The sequence below is a fragment of the Nonomuraea sp. NPDC003707 genome (assembly GCF_053587055.1).
In genome coordinates this window covers 475748-493395 of record NZ_JBSFNK010000006.1, presented here as the reverse complement: position 1 = coordinate 493395, position 17648 = coordinate 475748, and the positions used below count along the sequence as shown (strand labels likewise).

Below are 17648 nucleotides of genomic sequence, written 5' to 3'. Positions count from 1 at the left end.
GGTGACTTTGGCCTCCTGGAGCGCGATCAGCCCGACGCGGCCGTTCGGCATGCCTCGCAGGGATGGTGAAAGCATTCCGGCACATCGGGCAATCAGAGGTGACCGCCTTCTCGAACTGGACGGAGAGCAGTGCGTGACCCAATCACGAATGCCGACGGTGCCGCTCGCATGAGCGTCCCCACCCACCTGGGACTGGACCTTGATCAGATCTTCGACGCGTACTTCGCCGAGATCCACCGCTACATCGCTCAGCGGCTTTCCAGAGACGACGCAGACGACCTGGCGGGCGAGGTCTTTCTCATCGCTGCCGGAGGCGGATACGAACCCTCGCGCGGCGAGGTCAGGCCTTGGCTGTACGGCATCGCCACCAAGCTCATCTCGAGACACCGCCGTAGCGAGATCCGCAGATGGAGAGCACTCAGCCGGACATCCGAACGCGAGGCGCAAAGCCACGAGGACACGACGCTCACGCGTGTCACGGCTGGAAGGCTCACTGGCAGGCTCGCGGGGGCGCTTGCCGCTCTGAACAGCGGTGACCGGGACGTGGTGCTGCTGGTGGCGCTGGCCGAATTCACCCACCGGGAAGTCGCAGCCGCCCTGAAAATCCCCTATGGCACCGTCGCGTCCCGGCTCAACCGGGCACGCAAGCAACTTCGCAAGGCACTAGGCGACGTCAACCCGCTAAAGGAGGCGCACGATGGATGAAATTACGCTGCTCGCCCAGGCGATCCCGGATGAACCGCCGCCTTCGGCCGAGACCGTGGCCAGGGCCCGTGCGCGGCTGATCGCCCGCCAGGCTCCGGTACGTCAGCCCCGCCCGCGCCGGCAATGGGGATGGGGCTGGACGGCGGGCGCCGCCGTCGTCACCGCGTCGGTCGTCATGACAGTGGTCATGTTGGTGTCGAACCTGACCGGCGTTCCCGAGCCCGCGCCGCTGGCCCCGCCCGCGGCCCCGCCGGCCTTCGAAGAGCCACCACACGCCTATGAAGGGCTGAAGCGTCTGTCGGCAACGACGGTGCCGCAGTCGGCGACGAAAGAGCGCCTCCGCTTCCGTCCCACAAGCGAAAACATCAAGATCGTGATTTTCTGCCAGAAGCCGGGCTCGATCTTCTTCACCAATGAGGGAACGAGCAGTGCCAGCGGCAAATGCGGCCCAGACGGCGGGCTCAGCATGCTCGCCGACAAGGCGCACGAGCCGGGCTGGCTCGGCCGCGATCACCAAATCACTGTCTGGGTCTTCCCCCCTGATGCCCCCGTCGCGCGCGGAGGCGGTTCGTGCTCACCCAAGGATGCGTGCAAGGGGAGGTACGACCTTTCCGACCCGAAGACAGCCGACCGGCTGGCCGCCGAACTCGGCAAGCGCCCTGGGGCCTGGTCGATCGCGGCGTACGACACCCCGGCCGCGCCAACGGTTTCATCCGTGGATTGAGAGCTGTTTCTCAGGACCTTCCGGCCCAGGCGCCGAAACGACCTTGCCGATGCTCATGTCAGCAATGTTCACGACCACCTCGATGATCGGGCGTCCAGTGATCGGTGCTGCCGGGCACTCCATTGACGCTTAGCGATCTTGAAGGGTGGGGGTCACATGGCGACGGCCACCGCGTGATCGTTCGGGGTTTGTGAAGACAACCGAAGATCGTGTGGTGGCCGCGAGCCACGCCGCACCGCCCGCGCTTGGGGAGACGAGGCGTTCCAGGGAGGCGCCGGCCAGGCAGTGTCAGTCCCAGCGTTGGGCGTTCTGGTCGTTCAGGGAGCCCGGAGGCTGGGGGATGACGCAGAAGGGCAGTCCGGCGGGGTCCTCCATGACGCACCAATGATCGTTGACCAGCCGCAACCGTCGGGCCCCGAGGGCCTCCAGGCGTGCGGTCTCCGCCTCCAGGTCGTCGGTGTGGATGTCGAGATGCACGCGCGCGGGGCCCGTCCCGAGTCGTTGCACGAGCAGGGCGAACACGTCACCAGGTAAGAAAGCGCCGTGGTACTCCGGGTACCGCTCGAACCGGGTCAGCGTCTGACCGGTCGCCTCCTGCCAGAACGTCATCTCCTTGTCGTGATCACCCTCCGGGACGTCGATCACAACCTTGTAGAGCCTGCTGTAGTGCGTCATGTCCCCATCCTCCTGGATGGGGGTCCGGGTTCCTGCCGAGCGGCGGCATGGCAGGCCGGCGCATATGGCTGCGGGTTCGGCGAAGGGCGATTCGTGCAGGGAGTTCGGACGTGCTCCCAGTCGGGCGGCACGGCCAGACCCCTGGGCGTCAGTAGCCGAGGAGGGCGAGTACTCCGGCGCCCAGCGGGCCGAGCCACTGGGCGATGCGGCCCAGGGCGTCGATCAACGTGGCGCCGGCGTCGGCGAGAGCTCCGGCGCGCTCCAGCCCGGAGGTGAGCTCCTGGAGGTGCCGGCCGGCCTGCTCCCTGTCAGGTGTCTCTCCGCCCACCGCGTCCTCGACCGCGGACAGTTCGCGCTCCGCGCTCTGGCGTTCGGCCGCGGACAGCCTCAGCTCGTCCAGGGCGCTCCTGATGGCGTCCAGGTCGGAGTGGAGGCCCTGGCCGGCGAGCTGGTGTCCCGCGACGCCGTGGATGTTCCGCCCGGCGGTCTGGTGATGTCCGCCCACGTACTGTGTGCCGCTCCCGGCGTTCACCGGCCCGCTGACGTTCCCGAAACGGAAGGTCTCCCCCATAACCGTCACCTCTCCCTAGGTCCGCGGCCCGCGCCGCCGCCGTCTGCGCTGCTCCGCGCGCTTGCGCGCGGCCTTGGACATGGACGAGCCGATCCCCGCGAGCACCCCACCGGCCACGAAAAGACCGAAACCCGCAGGTGCCTGGGGAATGCCGGGAATCAACTCCTGCGTCATCGGGTTCGAGAAATCGTTGGAGGTCATGGCGCCGAAGATGAGGGACGACCAAATAGCGAACCCGGCGAGCGCGATCATCGTGCCGAGGACCAAGAGCACGCGCCCGAACCCTTTTCCCTGGAAGACTTCGTCGAACGGCTCGTAATCGGCGTTGACTTGAACGTCATAATTGTCGCCATAAATGTCCCGGCCGGCGTTCTGGTGGTGCCCGCCCACGTACTGGACGCCGCTTCCCGCGTTCACCGGCCCGCGTACGTCCCCGAACTCGTAACCTGCTGACGGACCCGTCCCGGCAGGCTGGACGAACCGCAGCTCCGCGTACCCCATCCGCAACTGGTCCCCGTCATGGAGCACTTGACCACCGGCGATCTTGTGACCGTTGAGCCAGGTGCCGTTTCGCGACCCGAGATCGTTGATGACCACGTGGTCGCCGTTCCGGTCGAGCGACGCGTGCCGCCGGCTGACCCCGTCGACCTCCAGCAGGATCCCCGAACCCCGCATGCTTCCGATCTCGGTGTGCCCGCCGGGAATGTCGAACCTGATCCCGGCCATTCCCCTGCTGACGACGAGCAGCTGGGGCTGAGAACCCATGCGCACCTCCCCATGGCGCCGGCCCCCGAATGGCGAACAGCACAATCAAAGCAAATAATAAAGCTGGATTCGGCGGGTTTTTATAAGGGCCGCCGAATCCCCGCAATAGGACGGTTCCGAAATGCGGCGCATCGGTGAGGGTCCCTTGACCCGGGTGGGCCACTCTCCGGCGGGAAAACCGTTCGCGGCGGTGTGCGGGGGCGTGGTTTGCTGCCGGGCATGACGTCGGCATGGGTAGGTCAGCTCGTCCGGTTGCGCGCCATCGAGCCCGAGGACTGGGAGGCGTTCCACTCCTTCGACGAATACTCCGACGCGGTCAGGAGCGGAGAGCACCTCCACCCGCCGCAGTCGGCGGCGCGGGCCAGGAAGTGGGCCGCCGAGCTGGCCGAGCGGACCCAGGGCCTGGACGAGGTGCGCCTGGTGATCGCCACCCGGGACGGGAACACCCCGGTCGGCATGATGAACACGCACAGCGTCGACCGGGTGCACGGCACCTTCGCGTACGGGATCGGCATCGGGACGCCCCACCACCGCAAGGGGTACGCCGGTGAGGCCGTCGTCCTGCTCCTGAGGTACATGTTCTTCGAGCGCCGCTTCCAGAAGGCCGAGGCGGGGGTCTACGGCTCCAACGAGGCGTCGCTGGCGCTGCACCGGCGGCTGGGGTTCGTCGAGGAGGGCCGCCGGCGCAGGTGCCACTACGCCAACGGCCGTTACGACGACGAGGTCCTGTTCGGGATGACGATCGAGGAGTTCGCCGAACGCTACGCCTCCTGAAGAGCGTCAAGGTCCGCACGGACCCGGCGGGTGGCCGTGACCACATTCGCCAGTGACGCCTCCACCTGCTCGTACGTCCGGGTCTTCAGCCCGCAGTCCGGGTTGACCCAGACCCGCTCCACCGGCAGCGCCGCCAGCGTCCGGCGCAGCAGGTCCTCGATCTCCGAGGCCGCGGGCACCCGCGGCGAGTGGATGTCGTAGACGCCGGGCCCGAGCCCTCGCCCGAAGGTCCCGACCGTGCCCAGGATGCGCGCGCCTGATCGGGCCGACTCGATGGTGGTCACGTCGGCGTCCAGGCCGTCGATGGCGGCCAGGATCTGGTCGGCGTCCGAGTAGCACAGGTGGGTGTGGATCTGCGTGCGGTCGCCGGCCCCCGACGTGGCCCGGCGGTACGCGGCCACCGCCCACTCCAGGTAGTCGGCCTGCGCGGCCCGCCGCAGCGGGAGCAGCTCGCGAAGGGCGGGTTCGTCCACCTGGATGACCGACACCCCGGCCGCCTCCAGGTCGCGGACCTCCTCGCGGACGGCGTCCGCCACCTGGAACACGACGTCGCGCAGCGGCAGGTCGTCGCGGACGAAGGACCAGGCCACGATGGTGACGGGGCCGGTGAGCATGCCCTTGACCGGCTTGTCCGTGAGCGACTGCGCGTACGTGGCCCACCGCACCGTGATCGGCGACGGGCGGCCGACGTCCCCGTGCAGGATCGGCGGCCGGGTGCAGCGGGAGCCGTACGACTGGACCCAGCCGTTCCTGGTGACGGCGAACCCGTCGAGGTGCTCGGCGAAGTACTGCACCATGTCGTTGCGCTCCGGCTCCCCGTGTACGAGGACGTCGAGCCCGAGGCGTTCCTGGACCCGGATGACGCGCTCGATCTCGGCCTCGACCTGCCGCTCGTAGCCGGCCTGCGAGAGCGTGCCCGAAGCGAGCGCGGCCCGGGCGGCGCGCAGCGAGCCGGTCTGCGGGAACGAGCCGATCGTGGTGATCGGCAGCGCGGGCAGCCGCAGGTGCTCGGCCTGCGCCGCCGCCCGGACCGCGTACGGGCTGCGCTCCTCCGGCACCACGGGCGCGGGCAGCGCCACGGAGGGCGCGGTGTGCGGCGCGTCCCGCAGCGGGGACCGCGCGAGCGCCACCACCTCCGCCACCTTCTGCTCGGCGAACGCCAGCCGCCCCTTCAGCGCGGGGTCCAGCTCCGACTCGGCCTCCACGTCGTAGGGGACGTGCAGCAGCGAGCACGACGTGCTGACCACCACCTCCGAGGCGCGTACGGCGCCCAGGGCGGCCAGGGCGCGACCGGGCGAGGTGCGCCACACGTCGCGCCCGGACACCACGCCCGCCACCACGGTCTTGCCGGTCAGGTCGAGCGCGGGCACGGCGCCGCGGACGAGGTCGATCCCGATGGCCTCCACCGGGGTCTCGGCCAGGACCGGGAGGGCCTCACCGAGGTCACCGAAGTAGGAGGCCACGAAGAGCCCGGGTCGGGTGGTGAGGGAGCCGAGCCGCGAGTAGGCGGCGCGCACGGCGGCCAGCTCTTCGGCGGTCCGGTCGCCGACCAGCGCGGGCTCGTCGAGCTGGACCCACGACACCCCCTCGGCGGCCAGCGCGGACAGCAGCTCCTCGTAGCAGGCCAGCACGTCGTCCAGCCGGTCCAGCGCCGAGCCCAGCAGCAGGAACGTCACCGGCCCCACCACCACGGGCCGCGTCTCGTACCCGAGGGCCCGCGCCTCGCGCACCTCGGAGAGCGGCTTGGCCGCGTCCAGCTTGAACACGGTGTCGGGGCCGATCTCCGGCACGATGTAGTGGTAGTTCGTGTCGAACCACTTCGTCATCCGCAGCGGCGCCAGCCCCTCGGTGCCCCTGGCCATCGCGAAGTAGGGGTCGCCGGCCTCGCGGTAGCGCGCGGGCACCGCGCCCAGCAGCACCGCCGTGTCCAGCACCTGGTCGTACAGCGAGAACGTGTTGGACGGCAGCCCTTCCAGCCCCAGCTCGGCGAGCCTGCGCCAGGTGCGCTCCCTGATCTCGGCCCCCACCCGCTCGAGCTCCGCCCGGCTCGACCGCCCGTCCCAGTACGACTCCAGCGCCCGCTTCAGCTCCCGCCGCGGCCCGATCCTCGGATACCCGAGGACGGTGGACTTGGGGAATGGGGACATGTCTGGCTCCCTTGATCTCGTTCGGCTGATCGCAGGCATCCTGCCGAGCACTCGGGAGTTCGTGCATCATGGATTGGTGCTGCTTATGCTCAAGGAGATGCACTGCTTCGCCAGGGTCGCGGAGCGGCTCAGCTTCTCCAGGGCCGCCGCCGACCTGGGGATGTCCCAGCCCGCCATGAGCCAGGCCATCACCCGGCTCGAGCGCGCCGCCGGGGTAAGGCTCTTCGAGCGGACGGCCCGCGACGTGCGGCTCACGGCGGAGGGCAAGGCGCTGCTGCCGTACGCGGAGCGGGTGATCGAGTCGGTCGGCGCCTTCGAGGCCGAGTCGGCCCGGCTGGCCAGGACGACCATTCATCTCGCTTATCCACCGCTCGTCGGGACGCTGGCGGCGCGGATCGTCAGGCGGCTGGCCGGTCGCACTCCGGCGATCGGCGTGGAGCTGCGGGCGGCGGGCCGGGGCGCGGCGGTGCGGGCGCTGGCGGACGGTGAGGTCTCGGCCGCGATCCTGGCCACCCCGGCGCCGGCGCAGTTCGTGACGGCGGCCAGGTTTCACGTGACGGTCGACCACCTGGCCGTGCCCGCGGGTCACCGGCTGGCCTCCAGGACCAAGGTGACCCCTGGCGAGCTGGGCGGGCAGGTGCTGCTCACGCCGGGCAGCCGCCCGTGGCCGGGGCTGCCGGGGCGTTCGCGCATGGCGGCCGACGACGACTTCGCGGCCGCGCTCGACCTCGTGGCCGCGGGCGCCGGGTTGCTGCCGATCCCGCAGCTCCTGGTCAGGACCATCAGGAGGGACGACGTGAGCTTCGTGCCGCTCGACGCCGGCGACCTGCGCATCACGTACGCGCTGGCCTGGTCGAAGGAGCGGGTGACGCCGGAGCTGATGGCTCTGGTGCAGGCCGTCCAGGACGCCCTGTGGACTAGGTGAGGGGGAGGTTCTTGAGCGCCTCGCGGCGGCTCAGGCCCGTGATGCCCTTGGCGTTGACGTAGCGGAGCACTTCGTCGGGGTTGGTCTTGGCGTATTCGCGTAACGCCCAGCCGATCGCCTTGCGTGCGAAGAAGTCGTTGTCCGACAGGCTCGGATCGATGCACGCGTACAGCAGAGCCGTGTCGGTGCGCTCCTTGAACCGGTTCTGGCTGAGGATCGCGGTGCGCCGCTTCCACAGGTCGCGGTCGTGCGCCCACTCCAGCATGAGCGGCCGCATGGAGTCGGGGTAGGTGGTCAGCAGCCCGCCGACGCGGTGGGTGGCCAGCTCGTCGACGAGGTCCCACCAGGCTCCGGTGACGATCATCTCCTCGTACATCGGCACCGTGTAGAGGGTCTGGTAGTCGCGGTAGAGGTGGTAGCCGGACAGCTCGACGGCGGCGTAGCGCTCCTCGCGGTATTCGGCCTCGCGCCACAGCGCCAGCACGGCCCGCCGCCACTCCGGCGCGGTGTCCAGCCGGTGCTCGGCGAACACCCGCCGCAGCGCCGCCCGCCTGCGCACCGCCTGGACACCGAGGAACGGCATCGTCGACTTCATGTACGTGCGCATCGCCTCGGCCTTGCCGGGCTCCGCCGCCTCCTGCAGTGCCAGCCGCACTGCCTTGCCGAGGCTCATCCCTTTTGCGTGGTGCGCTCGCCGGTGGCGAGGCCGTCGAAGAGCACGGTGATGTAGTGCTCGGCCAGCCCGGCCGTGTTGAGCCTGCCGCCGGGACGGAACCAGCGCACCGCGACCCAGATCGTGTCGCGGATCATGCGGTACGTCAGCTTCGGATCGACGTCGGACCGGAACAGCCCGGCCGCCTGGCCCGCCTTGATCTGCGTCACCCAGATCTGCTCGACCTCGTCCTCGGCCTTGACCAGGTAGTTGAACCGCTCGAACTGCCGCAGGTAGTTCCAGTCGTTCTGCATGACGGTGATCGCGGCGCGGTGCGGCTCCAGCGTGCCGAACCCGATGCGGACCATCTCCGACAGCACCGTGCGGGCGTCGGCGCTCGTGTCGACCGCCGCGCGGTAGCGGGCGATGAGGTCGTCGAGGAAGGTGGAGAGCACCTCGTCGACGATCGTCTCCTTGGAGTCGAAGTGGTGGTAGAGACTTCCGGAGAGGATGCCTGCCTCGTCGGCTATCTCACGTACTGTCGTGGCCTGGAAGCCCTTGCGTGCGAAGAGCTCCGCGGCGAGCTTGACGAGGTGGTCGCGGCGCTCGGAGGCGGACCCCGAGCTCGCGCGCTGACGCTTGGCCGGGGTGGTCGTGCTGCCGGAGTTCTTACGCGTGGTCACGACACCATTATGAGCCCTCGCACAATCGCTTGTTCACCTAACTGACGCAGCTCATGCGGCATTCCGTGCTCTACCAAGCGCTTGCTACGATGCGATGATGGTGAACGAGGCGTACATCGTCGGAGCCGTCCGCACCCCCGTCGCGCGCAGGAACGGCGGCCTGGCCGCGGCCCACCCCGCCGACCTCGGCGCGCACGTGCTCAGGGAGTTGATGCAGCGGGCGGACGCCGACCCGGCGGCCGTCGACGACGTGATCTTCGGCTGCGTGGACACGATCGGCCCGCAGGCCGGGGACGTCGCCCGCACCTGCTGGCTCGCGGCCGGGCTCCCCGAGGAGGTGCCCGGCGTCACGGTGGACCGCCAGTGCGGCTCGTCCCAGCAGGCGCTGCACTTCGCCGCCCAGGCCGTGCTGTCCGGCACGAGCGACCTGGTGGTGGCCGGCGGCGTGCAGAACATGAGCATGATCCCCATCTCGGCCGCGATGCTCGCGGGCCGTGCCTTCGGCCACGAGACGCCGTTCGGGGGGTCCAAGGGCTGGGCCGGGCGGTACGGCACGCAGGAGGTCTCCCAGTTCGCGGGGGCCGAGCAGATGGCCGCCACCTGGGACCTGTCGCGCGAGGAGATGGAGCGGTACGCGTACGAGTCGCACCGCCGGGCCCTGCACGCCATCGACGCCGGGCGCTTCGTGCGCGAGATCGCCCCTTACGAGGGCGTGACCACGGATGAGTGCCCGCGCCGGGACACCACGATCGAGCGGATGGCCGGGCTCAAGCCCCTGGTCGAGGGCGGCCGGCTCACCGCGGCCCTGGCGTCCCAGATCTCCGACGGCGCGGCGGCCCTGCTCGTCGCCTCACCCAGAGCCGTACGGGAGCACGGCCTGACCCCGCGCGCCCGCGTGCACCACCTGTCGGCCCGCGGCGCCGACCCGATCGTGATGCTCTCCGCCCCCATCCCGGCCACCGCCCGCGCCCTCGGCATGACGGGCCTGTCCATCGGCGACTTCGACGCGATCGAGATCAACGAGGCGTTCGCGCCGGTCGTGCTGGCCTGGATCAAGGAGACCGGCGCGGACCCCGCCAAGGTGAACCCGAACGGCGGCGCCATCGCGCTCGGCCACCCCCTCGGCGCGACCGGCGCCGTGCTGGCGGTGAAGCTGCTGCACGAGCTGGAGCGCACGGGCGGACGGTACGGCCTGCAGACCATGTGCGAAGGAGGAGGACAGGCGAACGTCACCGTCATCGAGCGCCTGCCTTCCTGAAAGAAGGTGCTGACGTCAGAAAATGACTCTAGCAAATAGGAAACTTTCCTATTAGATTTCGGGTCATGCCCTTGAGCGGTGACCTGCTTCGCCTTGCCGACGCCGTCCTCTTTCCCGGTTTCGCCGGGCACACGCCTCCCGACTGGCTGCGCCACCGGCTCGGCCAGGGGTTGGCCGGCGTGGCGCTGTTCTCGCGCAACATCGCCGACCCGGCTCAGGTGGCCCGGCTGACCGCCGCGCTGCGCGCGGAGAACCCCTCGGTGCTCGTCGGCATCGACGAGGAGTCGGGGGAGGTCACGCGACTGGAGGTGGCCACGGGGAGCAGCCGCCCCGGAGGGTACGCGCTGGGCGTCGTGGACGACGTGGCCCTGACCGAGGCCCTGGCCAGGGATCTCGGCGGCGACCTGGCGGCGGCGGGCATCACGCTCGACTTCGCCCCCTCGGCCGACGTGAACTCCAACCCGGACAACCCGGTCATCGGCCTGCGGGCTTTCGGCGCGGACCCGGTCCTGGTCTCCCGGCACACCAGGGCGTTCGTCCGCGGCCTGCAGTCGGCGGGCGTGGCCGCGTGCGCCAAGCACTTCCCCGGGCACGGGGACACCTCGGTCGACTCGCATCACGGCGTGCCCGTGGTGGCCGACGGGATCGAGGACGCGCTGCTCCCTTTCCGGGAGGCGATCAAGGAGGGCGTCAAGGCCGTCATGACCGGCCACCTCCTCGTGCCCTCGTACGACGCCGAGCTGCCCGCCACGCTCAGCCCGAAGGTGCTCACCGGGCTGCTGCGGGAGGAGCTCGGGTTCGAAGGAATGATCATCACTGACGGCATCGAGATGGCCGCGGTGGCGGGGGTGTACGGGATCGGGGGCGCCTCCGCCCGTGCCATCGCCGCCGGGGCCGACGCGATCTGCGTCGGCGGCGAACGGGCCGACGAGGCCACCGCCGCCGGTATCCGCGACGCGATCGCCACGGCGGTGACCCAGGGACTGCTGCCCGAGGAACGGCTGGCCGACGCCGCTCGAAGGGTCCGCGAGCTGGCCTCGTGGGCCGCCTCCTCGGGCAGCCAGGCGTCCCGCGACGGCTCCGTGGACGGCTCCGTGGACGGCTCCGTGGGCCTGGCCGCCGCGCGCCGGGCGATCCGGATCACCCGCCGGTCCACCGCCCCCGTGCTGCCGCTGACCTCGGCCGCGTCCGTGGTGGAGCTGGCCCCCGCGATGAACCTGGCCATCGACAGGAACACGCCGTGGGGCGTCGGGCAGCCGCTGGCCCGCCTGCTGCCGGGCACCGTGGTGACCCGGCTGGAGGTGGGGGACTCGACGGGTTCGGCGCTGGAGCGCCTGCTCGGGGAGTCCACCGGGCGGCCGCTGGTGATCGTGGTCCGGGACGTGCACCGGCACGCCTGGCAGGAGCAGGCGCTGCGGCACCTGCTCAGTGCCCGGCCCGACGCCGTGGTGGTGGAGATGGGGCTGCCCGAGCGCTCGGACCTGGGCGCCGTGCACATCGCCACGTACGGCTCGGCCCGGGTCTGCGGGCAGGCGGCCGCGGAGGTGCTCACCGGTAGGCTCTGATCCCGTGAACTTCGACGGCGAGGATCTTTCCCGCAAGGCGCTGGCCGATCGGCTCCCGGCGGACGAGACACATGTCTTCCGCGAGTGCGATCTGACGGAGACCGACCTGTGGGGCGCCCCGCTGGCGGGGGCCAGGTTCGAGTCGTGCGTGCTGGACCAGACCGACTTCCGCAAGGCCGACCTCGACGGGGCCTCGTTCACGGGCGGGGGCGGGATGCGGACCCGCTTCAACGACGCCGACCTCATCGACGTGACGTTCACCGACGTGGACCTGTCCTCGGCGCAGTTCGGCGGCGCGCTCCTCACGGACGTCTCGTTCACGGGGTGCCGCATGATCGGCGCCGCGCTGACGGGCTCGCGCGGCACCGGCTTCAAGATCGCCCGCTCCAACCTGACCCTGGCCAACCTCGGCGGGTGCTCCCTGCGCGCGGAGGTCATCGAGGGAGTCCGCTTCGACGACGCCGACCTGTCGGGGTGCGACTTCACGGAGGCCACGTTCAGCGACTGCCGGTTCATCGGGTCGCGCCTGCTCCAGACCAAGTTCAACAAGGCCGATCTACGCGGCGCGGACCTGGGCGAGCCGGACGACGCGAAGCTGCGGGCGTTCGCGGGCGCGATCATCAACCAGACCCAGGCCAACGCCATCCTGGCCGCCCGCGGCATCACCGTGCTCTAGCCTCGGGCGCTCCGAACGTCGCCCATTCGGCTGCCGATAGTCAGATCATCGATATATATTGATCATATGAAATCCATGCAGGAGCCCACGTTCCTGATCCTGACCGCGCTGGCGGCCGGGCCGCAGCACGGGTACGGCGTCATCACCGACGTGGAGCGCATCTCTGACGGACAGGTCCGCCTGCGCGCCGGCACCCTGTACGCCGCCTTCGACCGCCTCCAGGCGGAGGGCCTCATCGAGGCCGACCGGGAGGAGATCGTGGACGGGCGGGTGCGCCGCTACTACAGGCTCACCGGCGACGGCGCGGCCAGGCTGGCGGCGGAGGCCGAGCGGATGCGCAGGCACGCCCGGGCGGCCACCGCGCGCCTGCGCGCCGCGGGGGCGGGAGGCCTGGCATGAGCCCGCTCGAAGCTGATGGCATGAGCCCGCTCGAAGCCCGCTACCGCCGCCTCCTGGCCTGCTACCCGCGCGATCATCGGGAGCGGCACGAGGAGGAGATGATCGGCGTGCTGCTGGCCGGTGCGCGGCCCGGCCAACTCCGCCCGCATCCCGCCGACGCGGCCGACCTGCTGTGGGGGGCGCTGCGCGTGCACGTTCGGCGGGCGTTCGGGCCCGTCTCGGGGCCCGTCTGGCGCGAGGGCCTGACCGTGGCCGTGGCGCTGTGGCCGCTGCTGATGCTGACCGCCGCCCTCGCGATGGCGCTGCTGATGGCGGTCGAGATCGTGGAGTCCGCGCGGACCTTCGGCGCCGACCTGTTCCGGGAACCGGTCTGGCTCCTGCACTTCGTCGAGCCTGTCGCCGTCGCGGCCCTGCCCGCGCTGGCGGTGCTGCTCGGCCGCCGGTGGATCGCCGTGCTCGGCGCGGTAGCGCTCGCGTATCACCTGGCGGACCCCTGGAGCGGGCTGGACCTGTACGTCCTGTCGTCGCCGGACGGTGTGCGGGTCCTGCTGGCGGATCTGGCGCAGCCGAACACGGGCCTGATCCTGCTGGCGCAGGTGGCGGCGGCCGTCATCGCCTTCCTGCCCGGGGCGCACCGGGCGCTCGCGATCGTCCCCCGGAGGTCCCTCCTGCTGTGGGCGCCGCTCGCGCTGGCGGGGCTGACCGCCAGCAAGGCCATCGTGCGCTGGGTGGACGTGATCGACCATCACGACGTCGTGGCCTGGAAACCCGTGCCCTGGCTCGTCGTGGTCTCGCTGGCCGCCGGGTACGCGTGCCGGTCGGCGCTGGGGAGGCGGGTGGCGCTGGTGCTGTTCCTGCCCGCGGCGGCCCTCGGTGACCTCGGCGACCTGCTGCGGATACCCACCTCCATGGTCCTGGCCCAGCTCGGCTGCGCGGCCCTGGCCTTCGCCGCCGGCGCAACCCTGAGCCGCCGCCGCAGCGGCCTGGTCACCGGCGGCATCACCGCGGTCTGAGCCCGGCCGGGCGCGTCAACGCTCCTCGCTCTCCGGAGCGCGGGCGGTCAGGACACCTCCATCGTGCGGCCCAGGTGGGTCAGGGCGGTCTCGGCCTCGGCCATGATGCGCTCGATCAGCTCGCGGCAGGACGGCAGGTCGTCGATCACGCCCACCACCTGGCCCGACGCCATCACCCCGAGGTCCGCCCGGCCCTCCACCATCGCGGCCCGCAGCAGCACCGGCGTGTTGGCCGCCTGCAGCACCTGGGCCCAGGTCAGGTCGCGCGCCTGCCTCATCCGGCGGCCCTCGCGCAGCATCTCGCCCCACGACAGCCCCGACAGCCGCTTGAACCTGGCCCCGTTCACCACCGCCCTGACCAGGCGCGAGCGCTCCAGCGACGCCACGAACGGGGTCAGCAGGACCCGATGGGGCACCCCGTCCACCCTGGTCGTGACGACCGTGTCCCGCGTCGCCAGATAGAGCTTCTTCACCTCGTCGGGCACGGGGGAGTCGCTCGTCAGCAGGAACCTGGTCCCCATGGCGATCCCACAGGCCCCGTACGCCAGCGCCGCCACCAGCCCCCGCCCGTCGAAGAAGCCCCCGGCCGCGATCACCGGGATGTCCACCGCGTCCACGACCTGGGGCAGCAGCAACGTCGTGGCGACGGAGCCGGTGTGGCCGCCGCCCTCGCCGCCCTGGACGATCACCGCGTCCACGCCCCAGCCCGCCACCTTCTCCGCGTGCCGGCGCGCCCCGACCGACGGGATCGTGACCACGCCCGCGTCCTTGAGCCGGGCGATCAGGTCCCGCTTGGGCGCCATCGCGAACGACGCCACGCGCACGCCCTCCCTGATCAGCACCCCGATCCGCTCGGCGGCGTCGTCGGCGTCGGATCGGAGGTTCACCCCGAACGGCGCGTCCGTGCGCTCCTTCACCCGCCTGATCGCGGCGGTCATCTCGGCCACGGACATCGTCGCGGCGCCGATCACGCCGAGCCCGCCGGCCTGGGAGGTGGCCGCCGCCAGCCGGGCGCCCGCGACGTACCCCATGCCGGTCTGCACGATCGGGTGGCGGCACCCGACCAGGGACGTCAGCGCGGTCCTCACGCCGGCTCCCGGTCCCGCAGACGCTCGGGGTCGAGCCGGTCCAGGACCTCCAGCTCCTCGACGGTCGGCCCGCGCGTCCGGGGCACGTTGTCGGGAATGTCCAGCTCGAAGCCGGTCGCCGCCACGACATCGTTCACCTCGACCCCCGGGTGCACCGACACCAGGCGCATGGTCCCGCCGGGGGTGCGGAAGTCCAGGACGGCCAGGTTCGTCACGACGCGGCGCAGGTCGAAGGCGCCCCTGTCGGTCCCGACCCCGCTGACCATGTCCACCGAGGGCACGAACACCCGGGGGGAGTGGCGGGGGATCCAGTAGCTGGTGGGGTCGCAGCGGGTGTTCCCCGGGGCGCCCCGCACGCCCAGCAGCTGCGCCTTGGGGCGGGCCCAGTCGCCGATGCAGGAGATGTTCGTGTTGCCGTACCGGTCGATCTGGCTCGCCCCGAGCATGACGTGCCGGCGCCCGTTCAGCACCAGCCACAGGTGCTCGCGGAACGGCAGCCACCCCTCCACCACCCCGGGCGCCTCGCCCAGCGCGGGCACGTCGCCGGTGAGCAGGCAGGTGCCGTCGTGCGTGAGCAGCTCCGGCTCGAACGTCAGCCGCGCCAGCCGCGCCGCCAGCACCGTGACCGGCCCGCCGATGCCCGCCGCCAGGATCTCGCCGTCGCCCCGGAACGCCTCCGCGCACGCCACCACGCACACGTCAGCCCTGCTGCTCATCGAACTCCTCCCAAGGCGTCTCCACGTAGCGCCGCTGCAGCGCCTCGTCGCGCCCGTAGTCGGGCTCGCACGAGGTGAACCCCGCCCCGCCCGGCGCCTCCACCACCCCCGCCACCATCGACCGGCTGATCAGCAGCGACTGCACGGGCCCTTCCTTCAGCAGGTTCTCCACGACCCGCTCGCACGAGACGTAGCACCGCCGCGCCGCCTTGGCGTAGAGGTCGTCGAAGTACGGGTCGGGCCCCAGGTACTGGGCGTTGCCCCGCGCGTCGGCCCGGTTCAGGTGGACGAGGGCCACGTCCATGGTCAGCGCGGGCACCGCGACCAGCTCCTCCCCGTCCGCGTACGGCGACCGCACCGTCCGCAGCCCGGGGTTGACGCGCAGCACGTCCGACCCCAGCCCCGCCCGCGTCGGCAGGAACGGCAGCCGGTGCGCCGCCGCGAGCAGCCCGAACATGAACATCCCCTCGTCGTACTCCACGAACTCGATCTCCCCGGCCTGCCTGGCCCGCCGGAAATGGGGCTCCAGGGGGATGGAGTCGAGCGTCACGAACGGGGCCACGACCCTGCGCACCTTCTTCGCCGCGCACAGCATGCCCACGTCCGGGCCGCCGTACGAGACGATCGTGAGGTCGGTGGCGGGGGAGCGCAGGAGGGCGCGGACGAGGGCCATCGGCTTGCGCCGCGAGCCCCAGCCGCCGATCCCGATCGTCATCCCGCTCTCGACCGTGCCCGCGACCTCCTCGGCCGACATCAGCTTGGTCACGTGAATCGCTCCCTGTGCCGGTCTCCGGCGCCCATCAGGTTCAGCTCGAAGGTGAAGCCCTGCTCGAAGCGGTAGCTGCGCTTGACGTCCACGGGGTCGATGCCGTTGAGGGACTCCTTGGCGCGGCGGATCACGTACGGGTCCTTCGCGGCGATCTGCCCCGCCACCTCCAGCGCCGCGTCACGCAGCTTGTCGCGCGGCGCCACCTCCAGCACCGACCCGAACGCGTGCAGCTCGGCGGCCGTCACGTTCCTGCACGTGTAGACCATGGCCCGCATCAGGTGCTGCGGCACCAGCCTGGCCAGGTGCGTGGCCGCGCCCAGCGCGCCCCTGTCCACCTCGGGCAGCCCGAAGTACGCGTCCTCGCCGGCCACCACGATGTCGGCGTTCCCCACCAGGCCGACGCCGCCGCCCAGGCAGTGGCCGTGCACCGCCGCGATCACCGGCACCGCGCACTCGTAGACCGCCGCGAACGCGGCGTAACACGCCCGGTTGACCCCGACCAGCGCCTCGTACCCCTCGGCGTCCCGCAGCTCCTTGATGTCGACCCCGGCGTTGAACCCGCGCCCCTCGGCCCGCAGCACCACCACCCTGGTCTCCGGGTCCTCCCCGGCCCGCCGGAGGGTCCAGGCCAGCTCCTCCCAGCCGCGCACGGTCAACGCGTTCACCGGCGGCACGTCCATGACCACCTCGGCGATCGGCCCGGCCCGCAGAGTGATCCCCATGAGACTCCCTGGTTGCACCTAACGCTTGCTTGGTACGGTAGCACCCGTGACCGTGACTTACGACTACGCGGGCAGGGCCGTCCTGGTGACCGGCGGCACCCAGGGCATCGGCGCGGGGATCGCCCGCGCCTTCCGGGAGGCGGGCGCCGACGTGACGGTCTGCGCCCGGCGCGAGCCGGCCGCCCCGGCGCCGGGGATCCGGTTCGCGCGGGCCGACGTGCGGGTGGCCGAGGACGTTGAGCGGCTGATGTCCGGGTTCGACCGGCTGGACGTGGTGGTCAACAACGCCGGCGGCTCGCCGTACGCGCCGCTCGACGGCACCTCGCCGCGCCTGCACGCCCGGGTCGTCGAGCTCAACCTGACGGCCCCGCTGCTGGTCTCGCAGTTCGCGTACCCGCTGCTCGCCGCCGCCGGCGGGGCGATCGTGATGATCGGCAGCGCCAGCGGCGCCCGCCCCTCGCCCGGCACCTCCGCGTACGGCGCCGCCAAGGCCGGGCTGCACCACCTGGCCCGCTGCCTGGCCGCCGAGTGGGCCCCGGAGGTGCGCGTCAACACGGTCGTCGTCGGCCTCGCCGCGACCGGGAACACCACCGGGAACGCCGCCTCCCACTACGGCGGGCAGGAGGACGGGATGGGAGCGGCCATCCCGTCGGGCCGGATGGCGACGCCCGCCGACGTGGCCGCGGCCTGCCTGTGGCTGGCCGCGCCCGGCTATGTCACGGGCGCGGAGGTACGAGTGGACGGCGGCGGCGAGATCCCCGCCTGGCGACACCTGGCCTCCAGCGACATTTCCTGATATCTCTGCATGATCCTTCTGGGAG

At 71.4% G+C, this 17648-nt stretch carries 20 protein-coding genes; 10 read left to right on the top strand and 10 right to left on the bottom strand.

Annotated elements, in window-relative coordinates; translation table 11 throughout:
• The first annotated feature begins 168 nt into the window (after positions 1 to 168).
• Both ACWDRB_RS19190 and ACWDRB_RS19185 read left to right on the top strand, forming a co-directional pair.
• Complete coding sequence (locus ACWDRB_RS19190) at positions 169 to 705, top strand: RNA polymerase sigma factor (protein ID WP_449895466.1); 537 nt, start codon at positions 169 to 171, stop codon at positions 703 to 705.
• Positions 698 to 1429, top strand: a complete 732-nt coding sequence (locus ACWDRB_RS19185; RefSeq protein WP_449895464.1) for a hypothetical protein — start codon at positions 698 to 700, stop codon at positions 1427 to 1429. The genes ACWDRB_RS19190 and ACWDRB_RS19185 overlap by 8 nt, the downstream gene beginning before the upstream one ends.
• A gap of 288 nt (positions 1430 to 1717) precedes the next feature.
• Here ACWDRB_RS19185 and ACWDRB_RS19180 read toward each other — a convergent pair whose 3' ends face one another.
• From ACWDRB_RS19180 to ACWDRB_RS19170, 3 genes are all read right to left on the bottom strand, one after another.
• A complete protein-coding gene (locus ACWDRB_RS19180; RefSeq protein ID WP_449895462.1) occupies positions 1718 to 2104 on the bottom strand; it encodes a VOC family protein in 387 nt (128 codons plus the stop codon).
• A 148-nt stretch (positions 2105 to 2252) separates the two neighbouring features.
• Positions 2253 to 2675 carry a hypothetical protein gene (locus ACWDRB_RS19175; protein WP_449895460.1) on the bottom strand — a complete coding sequence of 141 codons (423 nt, stop codon included), beginning with the start codon at positions 2673 to 2675 and terminating at the stop codon, positions 2253 to 2255.
• Between the two features lie 15 nt (positions 2676 to 2690).
• Positions 2691 to 3401 carry an FHA domain-containing protein gene (locus tag ACWDRB_RS19170; protein ID WP_449895458.1) on the bottom strand — a complete coding sequence of 237 codons (711 nt, stop codon included), beginning with the start codon at positions 3399 to 3401 and terminating at the stop codon, positions 2691 to 2693.
• Between the two features lie 258 nt (positions 3402 to 3659).
• On the opposite strand from ACWDRB_RS19170, the gene ACWDRB_RS19165 reads away from it, so the two are divergent.
• A complete protein-coding gene (locus tag ACWDRB_RS19165; RefSeq protein ID WP_449895456.1) occupies positions 3660 to 4214 on the top strand; it encodes a GNAT family N-acetyltransferase in 555 nt (184 codons plus the stop codon).
• Here the strand turns inward: ACWDRB_RS19165 and metE are convergent.
• Positions 4202 to 6361: a 5-methyltetrahydropteroyltriglutamate--homocysteine S-methyltransferase gene (gene metE / locus ACWDRB_RS19160; RefSeq protein WP_449895454.1), complete on the bottom strand. Its 2160-nt coding sequence runs from the start codon at positions 6359 to 6361 to the stop codon at positions 4202 to 4204. The two genes, ACWDRB_RS19165 and metE, sit on opposite strands and share 13 nt — an antisense overlap.
• A gap of 85 nt (positions 6362 to 6446) precedes the next feature.
• On the opposite strand from metE, the gene ACWDRB_RS19155 reads away from it, so the two are divergent.
• Positions 6447 to 7286 carry a LysR family transcriptional regulator gene (locus ACWDRB_RS19155; RefSeq protein ID WP_449895615.1) on the top strand — a complete coding sequence of 280 codons (840 nt, stop codon included), beginning with the start codon at positions 6447 to 6449 and terminating at the stop codon, positions 7284 to 7286.
• Here the strand turns inward: ACWDRB_RS19155 and ACWDRB_RS19150 are convergent.
• Positions 7279 to 7959 carry a DNA alkylation repair protein gene (locus ACWDRB_RS19150; RefSeq protein WP_364240329.1) on the bottom strand — a complete coding sequence of 227 codons (681 nt, stop codon included), beginning with the start codon at positions 7957 to 7959 and terminating at the stop codon, positions 7279 to 7281. The genes ACWDRB_RS19155 and ACWDRB_RS19150 overlap by 8 nt on opposite strands.
• On the bottom strand, positions 7956 to 8621 hold the full coding sequence (locus ACWDRB_RS19145; protein WP_449895452.1) for a TetR/AcrR family transcriptional regulator: 666 nt from the start codon (positions 8619 to 8621) through the stop codon (positions 7956 to 7958). The genes ACWDRB_RS19150 and ACWDRB_RS19145 overlap by 4 nt, the downstream gene beginning before the upstream one ends.
• 100 nt (positions 8622 to 8721) lie before the next feature.
• On the opposite strand from ACWDRB_RS19145, the gene ACWDRB_RS19140 reads away from it, so the two are divergent.
• From ACWDRB_RS19140 to ACWDRB_RS19120, 5 genes are all read left to right on the top strand, one after another.
• On the top strand, positions 8722 to 9879 hold the full coding sequence (locus ACWDRB_RS19140; protein ID WP_449895613.1) for an acetyl-CoA C-acetyltransferase: 1158 nt from the start codon (positions 8722 to 8724) through the stop codon (positions 9877 to 9879).
• A 65-nt stretch (positions 9880 to 9944) separates the two neighbouring features.
• Positions 9945 to 11444, top strand: a complete 1500-nt coding sequence (locus ACWDRB_RS19135; protein ID WP_449895450.1) for a glycoside hydrolase family 3 protein — start codon at positions 9945 to 9947, stop codon at positions 11442 to 11444.
• Between the two features lie 4 nt (positions 11445 to 11448).
• A complete protein-coding gene (locus tag ACWDRB_RS19130) occupies positions 11449 to 12120 on the top strand; it encodes a pentapeptide repeat-containing protein (RefSeq protein WP_350724569.1) in 672 nt (223 codons plus the stop codon).
• 66 nt (positions 12121 to 12186) lie between these two features.
• A complete protein-coding gene (locus ACWDRB_RS19125) occupies positions 12187 to 12519 on the top strand; it encodes a PadR family transcriptional regulator (RefSeq protein ID WP_449895447.1) in 333 nt (110 codons plus the stop codon).
• A gap of 20 nt (positions 12520 to 12539) precedes the next feature.
• A complete protein-coding gene (locus ACWDRB_RS19120) occupies positions 12540 to 13532 on the top strand; it encodes a hypothetical protein (RefSeq protein ID WP_449895445.1) in 993 nt (330 codons plus the stop codon).
• Between the two features lie 47 nt (positions 13533 to 13579).
• Here ACWDRB_RS19120 and ACWDRB_RS19115 read toward each other — a convergent pair whose 3' ends face one another.
• From ACWDRB_RS19115 to ACWDRB_RS19100, 4 genes are read right to left on the bottom strand one after another with little or no spacing between them, the layout of a single operon-like run.
• Positions 13580 to 14620, bottom strand: coding sequence for an NAD(P)H-dependent flavin oxidoreductase (locus tag ACWDRB_RS19115; RefSeq protein ID WP_449895443.1), 1041 nt, complete (start codon positions 14618 to 14620; stop codon positions 13580 to 13582).
• The gene (locus ACWDRB_RS19110; protein ID WP_449895441.1) at positions 14617 to 15336 is read right to left on the bottom strand and encodes a CoA-transferase subunit beta; all 720 of its coding nucleotides are present in this window, start codon (positions 15334 to 15336) and stop codon (positions 14617 to 14619) included. The genes ACWDRB_RS19115 and ACWDRB_RS19110 overlap by 4 nt, the downstream gene beginning before the upstream one ends.
• Complete coding sequence (locus tag ACWDRB_RS19105) at positions 15320 to 16090, bottom strand: CoA transferase subunit A (RefSeq protein ID WP_449895611.1); 771 nt, start codon at positions 16088 to 16090, stop codon at positions 15320 to 15322. The genes ACWDRB_RS19110 and ACWDRB_RS19105 overlap by 17 nt, the downstream gene beginning before the upstream one ends.
• 8 nt (positions 16091 to 16098) lie before the next feature.
• Positions 16099 to 16827, bottom strand: a complete 729-nt coding sequence (locus ACWDRB_RS19100; protein WP_355201536.1) for an enoyl-CoA hydratase family protein — start codon at positions 16825 to 16827, stop codon at positions 16099 to 16101.
• A 46-nt stretch (positions 16828 to 16873) separates the two neighbouring features.
• Here ACWDRB_RS19100 and ACWDRB_RS19095 point away from each other — a divergent pair, with 46 nt between their 5' ends.
• Positions 16874 to 17623, top strand: a complete 750-nt coding sequence (locus ACWDRB_RS19095) for an SDR family oxidoreductase (protein ID WP_449895438.1) — start codon at positions 16874 to 16876, stop codon at positions 17621 to 17623.
• Positions 17624 to 17648: the final 25 nt, after the last annotated feature.

Coding starts and splice junctions, on each gene's coding strand:
- ACWDRB_RS19190 (WP_449895466.1), top strand. CDS start 169: ATGAGCGTCCCCACCCACCTGGGACTGGACCTTGATCAGATCTTCGAC.
- ACWDRB_RS19185 (WP_449895464.1), top strand. CDS start 698: ATGGATGAAATTACGCTGCTCGCCCAGGCGATCCCGGATGAACCGCCG.
- ACWDRB_RS19180 (WP_449895462.1), bottom strand. CDS start 2,104: ATGACGCACTACAGCAGGCTCTACAAGGTTGTGATCGACGTCCCGGAG.
- ACWDRB_RS19175 (WP_449895460.1), bottom strand. CDS start 2,675: ATGGGGGAGACCTTCCGTTTCGGGAACGTCAGCGGGCCGGTGAACGCC.
- ACWDRB_RS19170 (WP_449895458.1), bottom strand. CDS start 3,401: ATGGCCGGGATCAGGTTCGACATTCCCGGCGGGCACACCGAGATCGGA.
- ACWDRB_RS19165 (WP_449895456.1), top strand. CDS start 3,660: ATGACGTCGGCATGGGTAGGTCAGCTCGTCCGGTTGCGCGCCATCGAG.
- metE (WP_449895454.1), bottom strand. CDS start 6,361: ATGTCCCCATTCCCCAAGTCCACCGTCCTCGGGTATCCGAGGATCGGG.
- ACWDRB_RS19155 (WP_449895615.1), top strand. CDS start 6,447: ATGCTCAAGGAGATGCACTGCTTCGCCAGGGTCGCGGAGCGGCTCAGC.
- ACWDRB_RS19150 (WP_364240329.1), bottom strand. CDS start 7,959: ATGAGCCTCGGCAAGGCAGTGCGGCTGGCACTGCAGGAGGCGGCGGAG.
- ACWDRB_RS19135 (WP_449895450.1), top strand. CDS start 9,945: ATGCCCTTGAGCGGTGACCTGCTTCGCCTTGCCGACGCCGTCCTCTTT.
- ACWDRB_RS19125 (WP_449895447.1), top strand. CDS start 12,187: ATGAAATCCATGCAGGAGCCCACGTTCCTGATCCTGACCGCGCTGGCG.
- ACWDRB_RS19120 (WP_449895445.1), top strand. CDS start 12,540: ATGAGCCCGCTCGAAGCCCGCTACCGCCGCCTCCTGGCCTGCTACCCG.
- ACWDRB_RS19110 (WP_449895441.1), bottom strand. CDS start 15,336: ATGAGCAGCAGGGCTGACGTGTGCGTGGTGGCGTGCGCGGAGGCGTTC.
- ACWDRB_RS19105 (WP_449895611.1), bottom strand. CDS start 16,090: ATGTCGGCCGAGGAGGTCGCGGGCACGGTCGAGAGCGGGATGACGATC.
- ACWDRB_RS19100 (WP_355201536.1), bottom strand. CDS start 16,827: ATGGGGATCACTCTGCGGGCCGGGCCGATCGCCGAGGTGGTCATGGAC.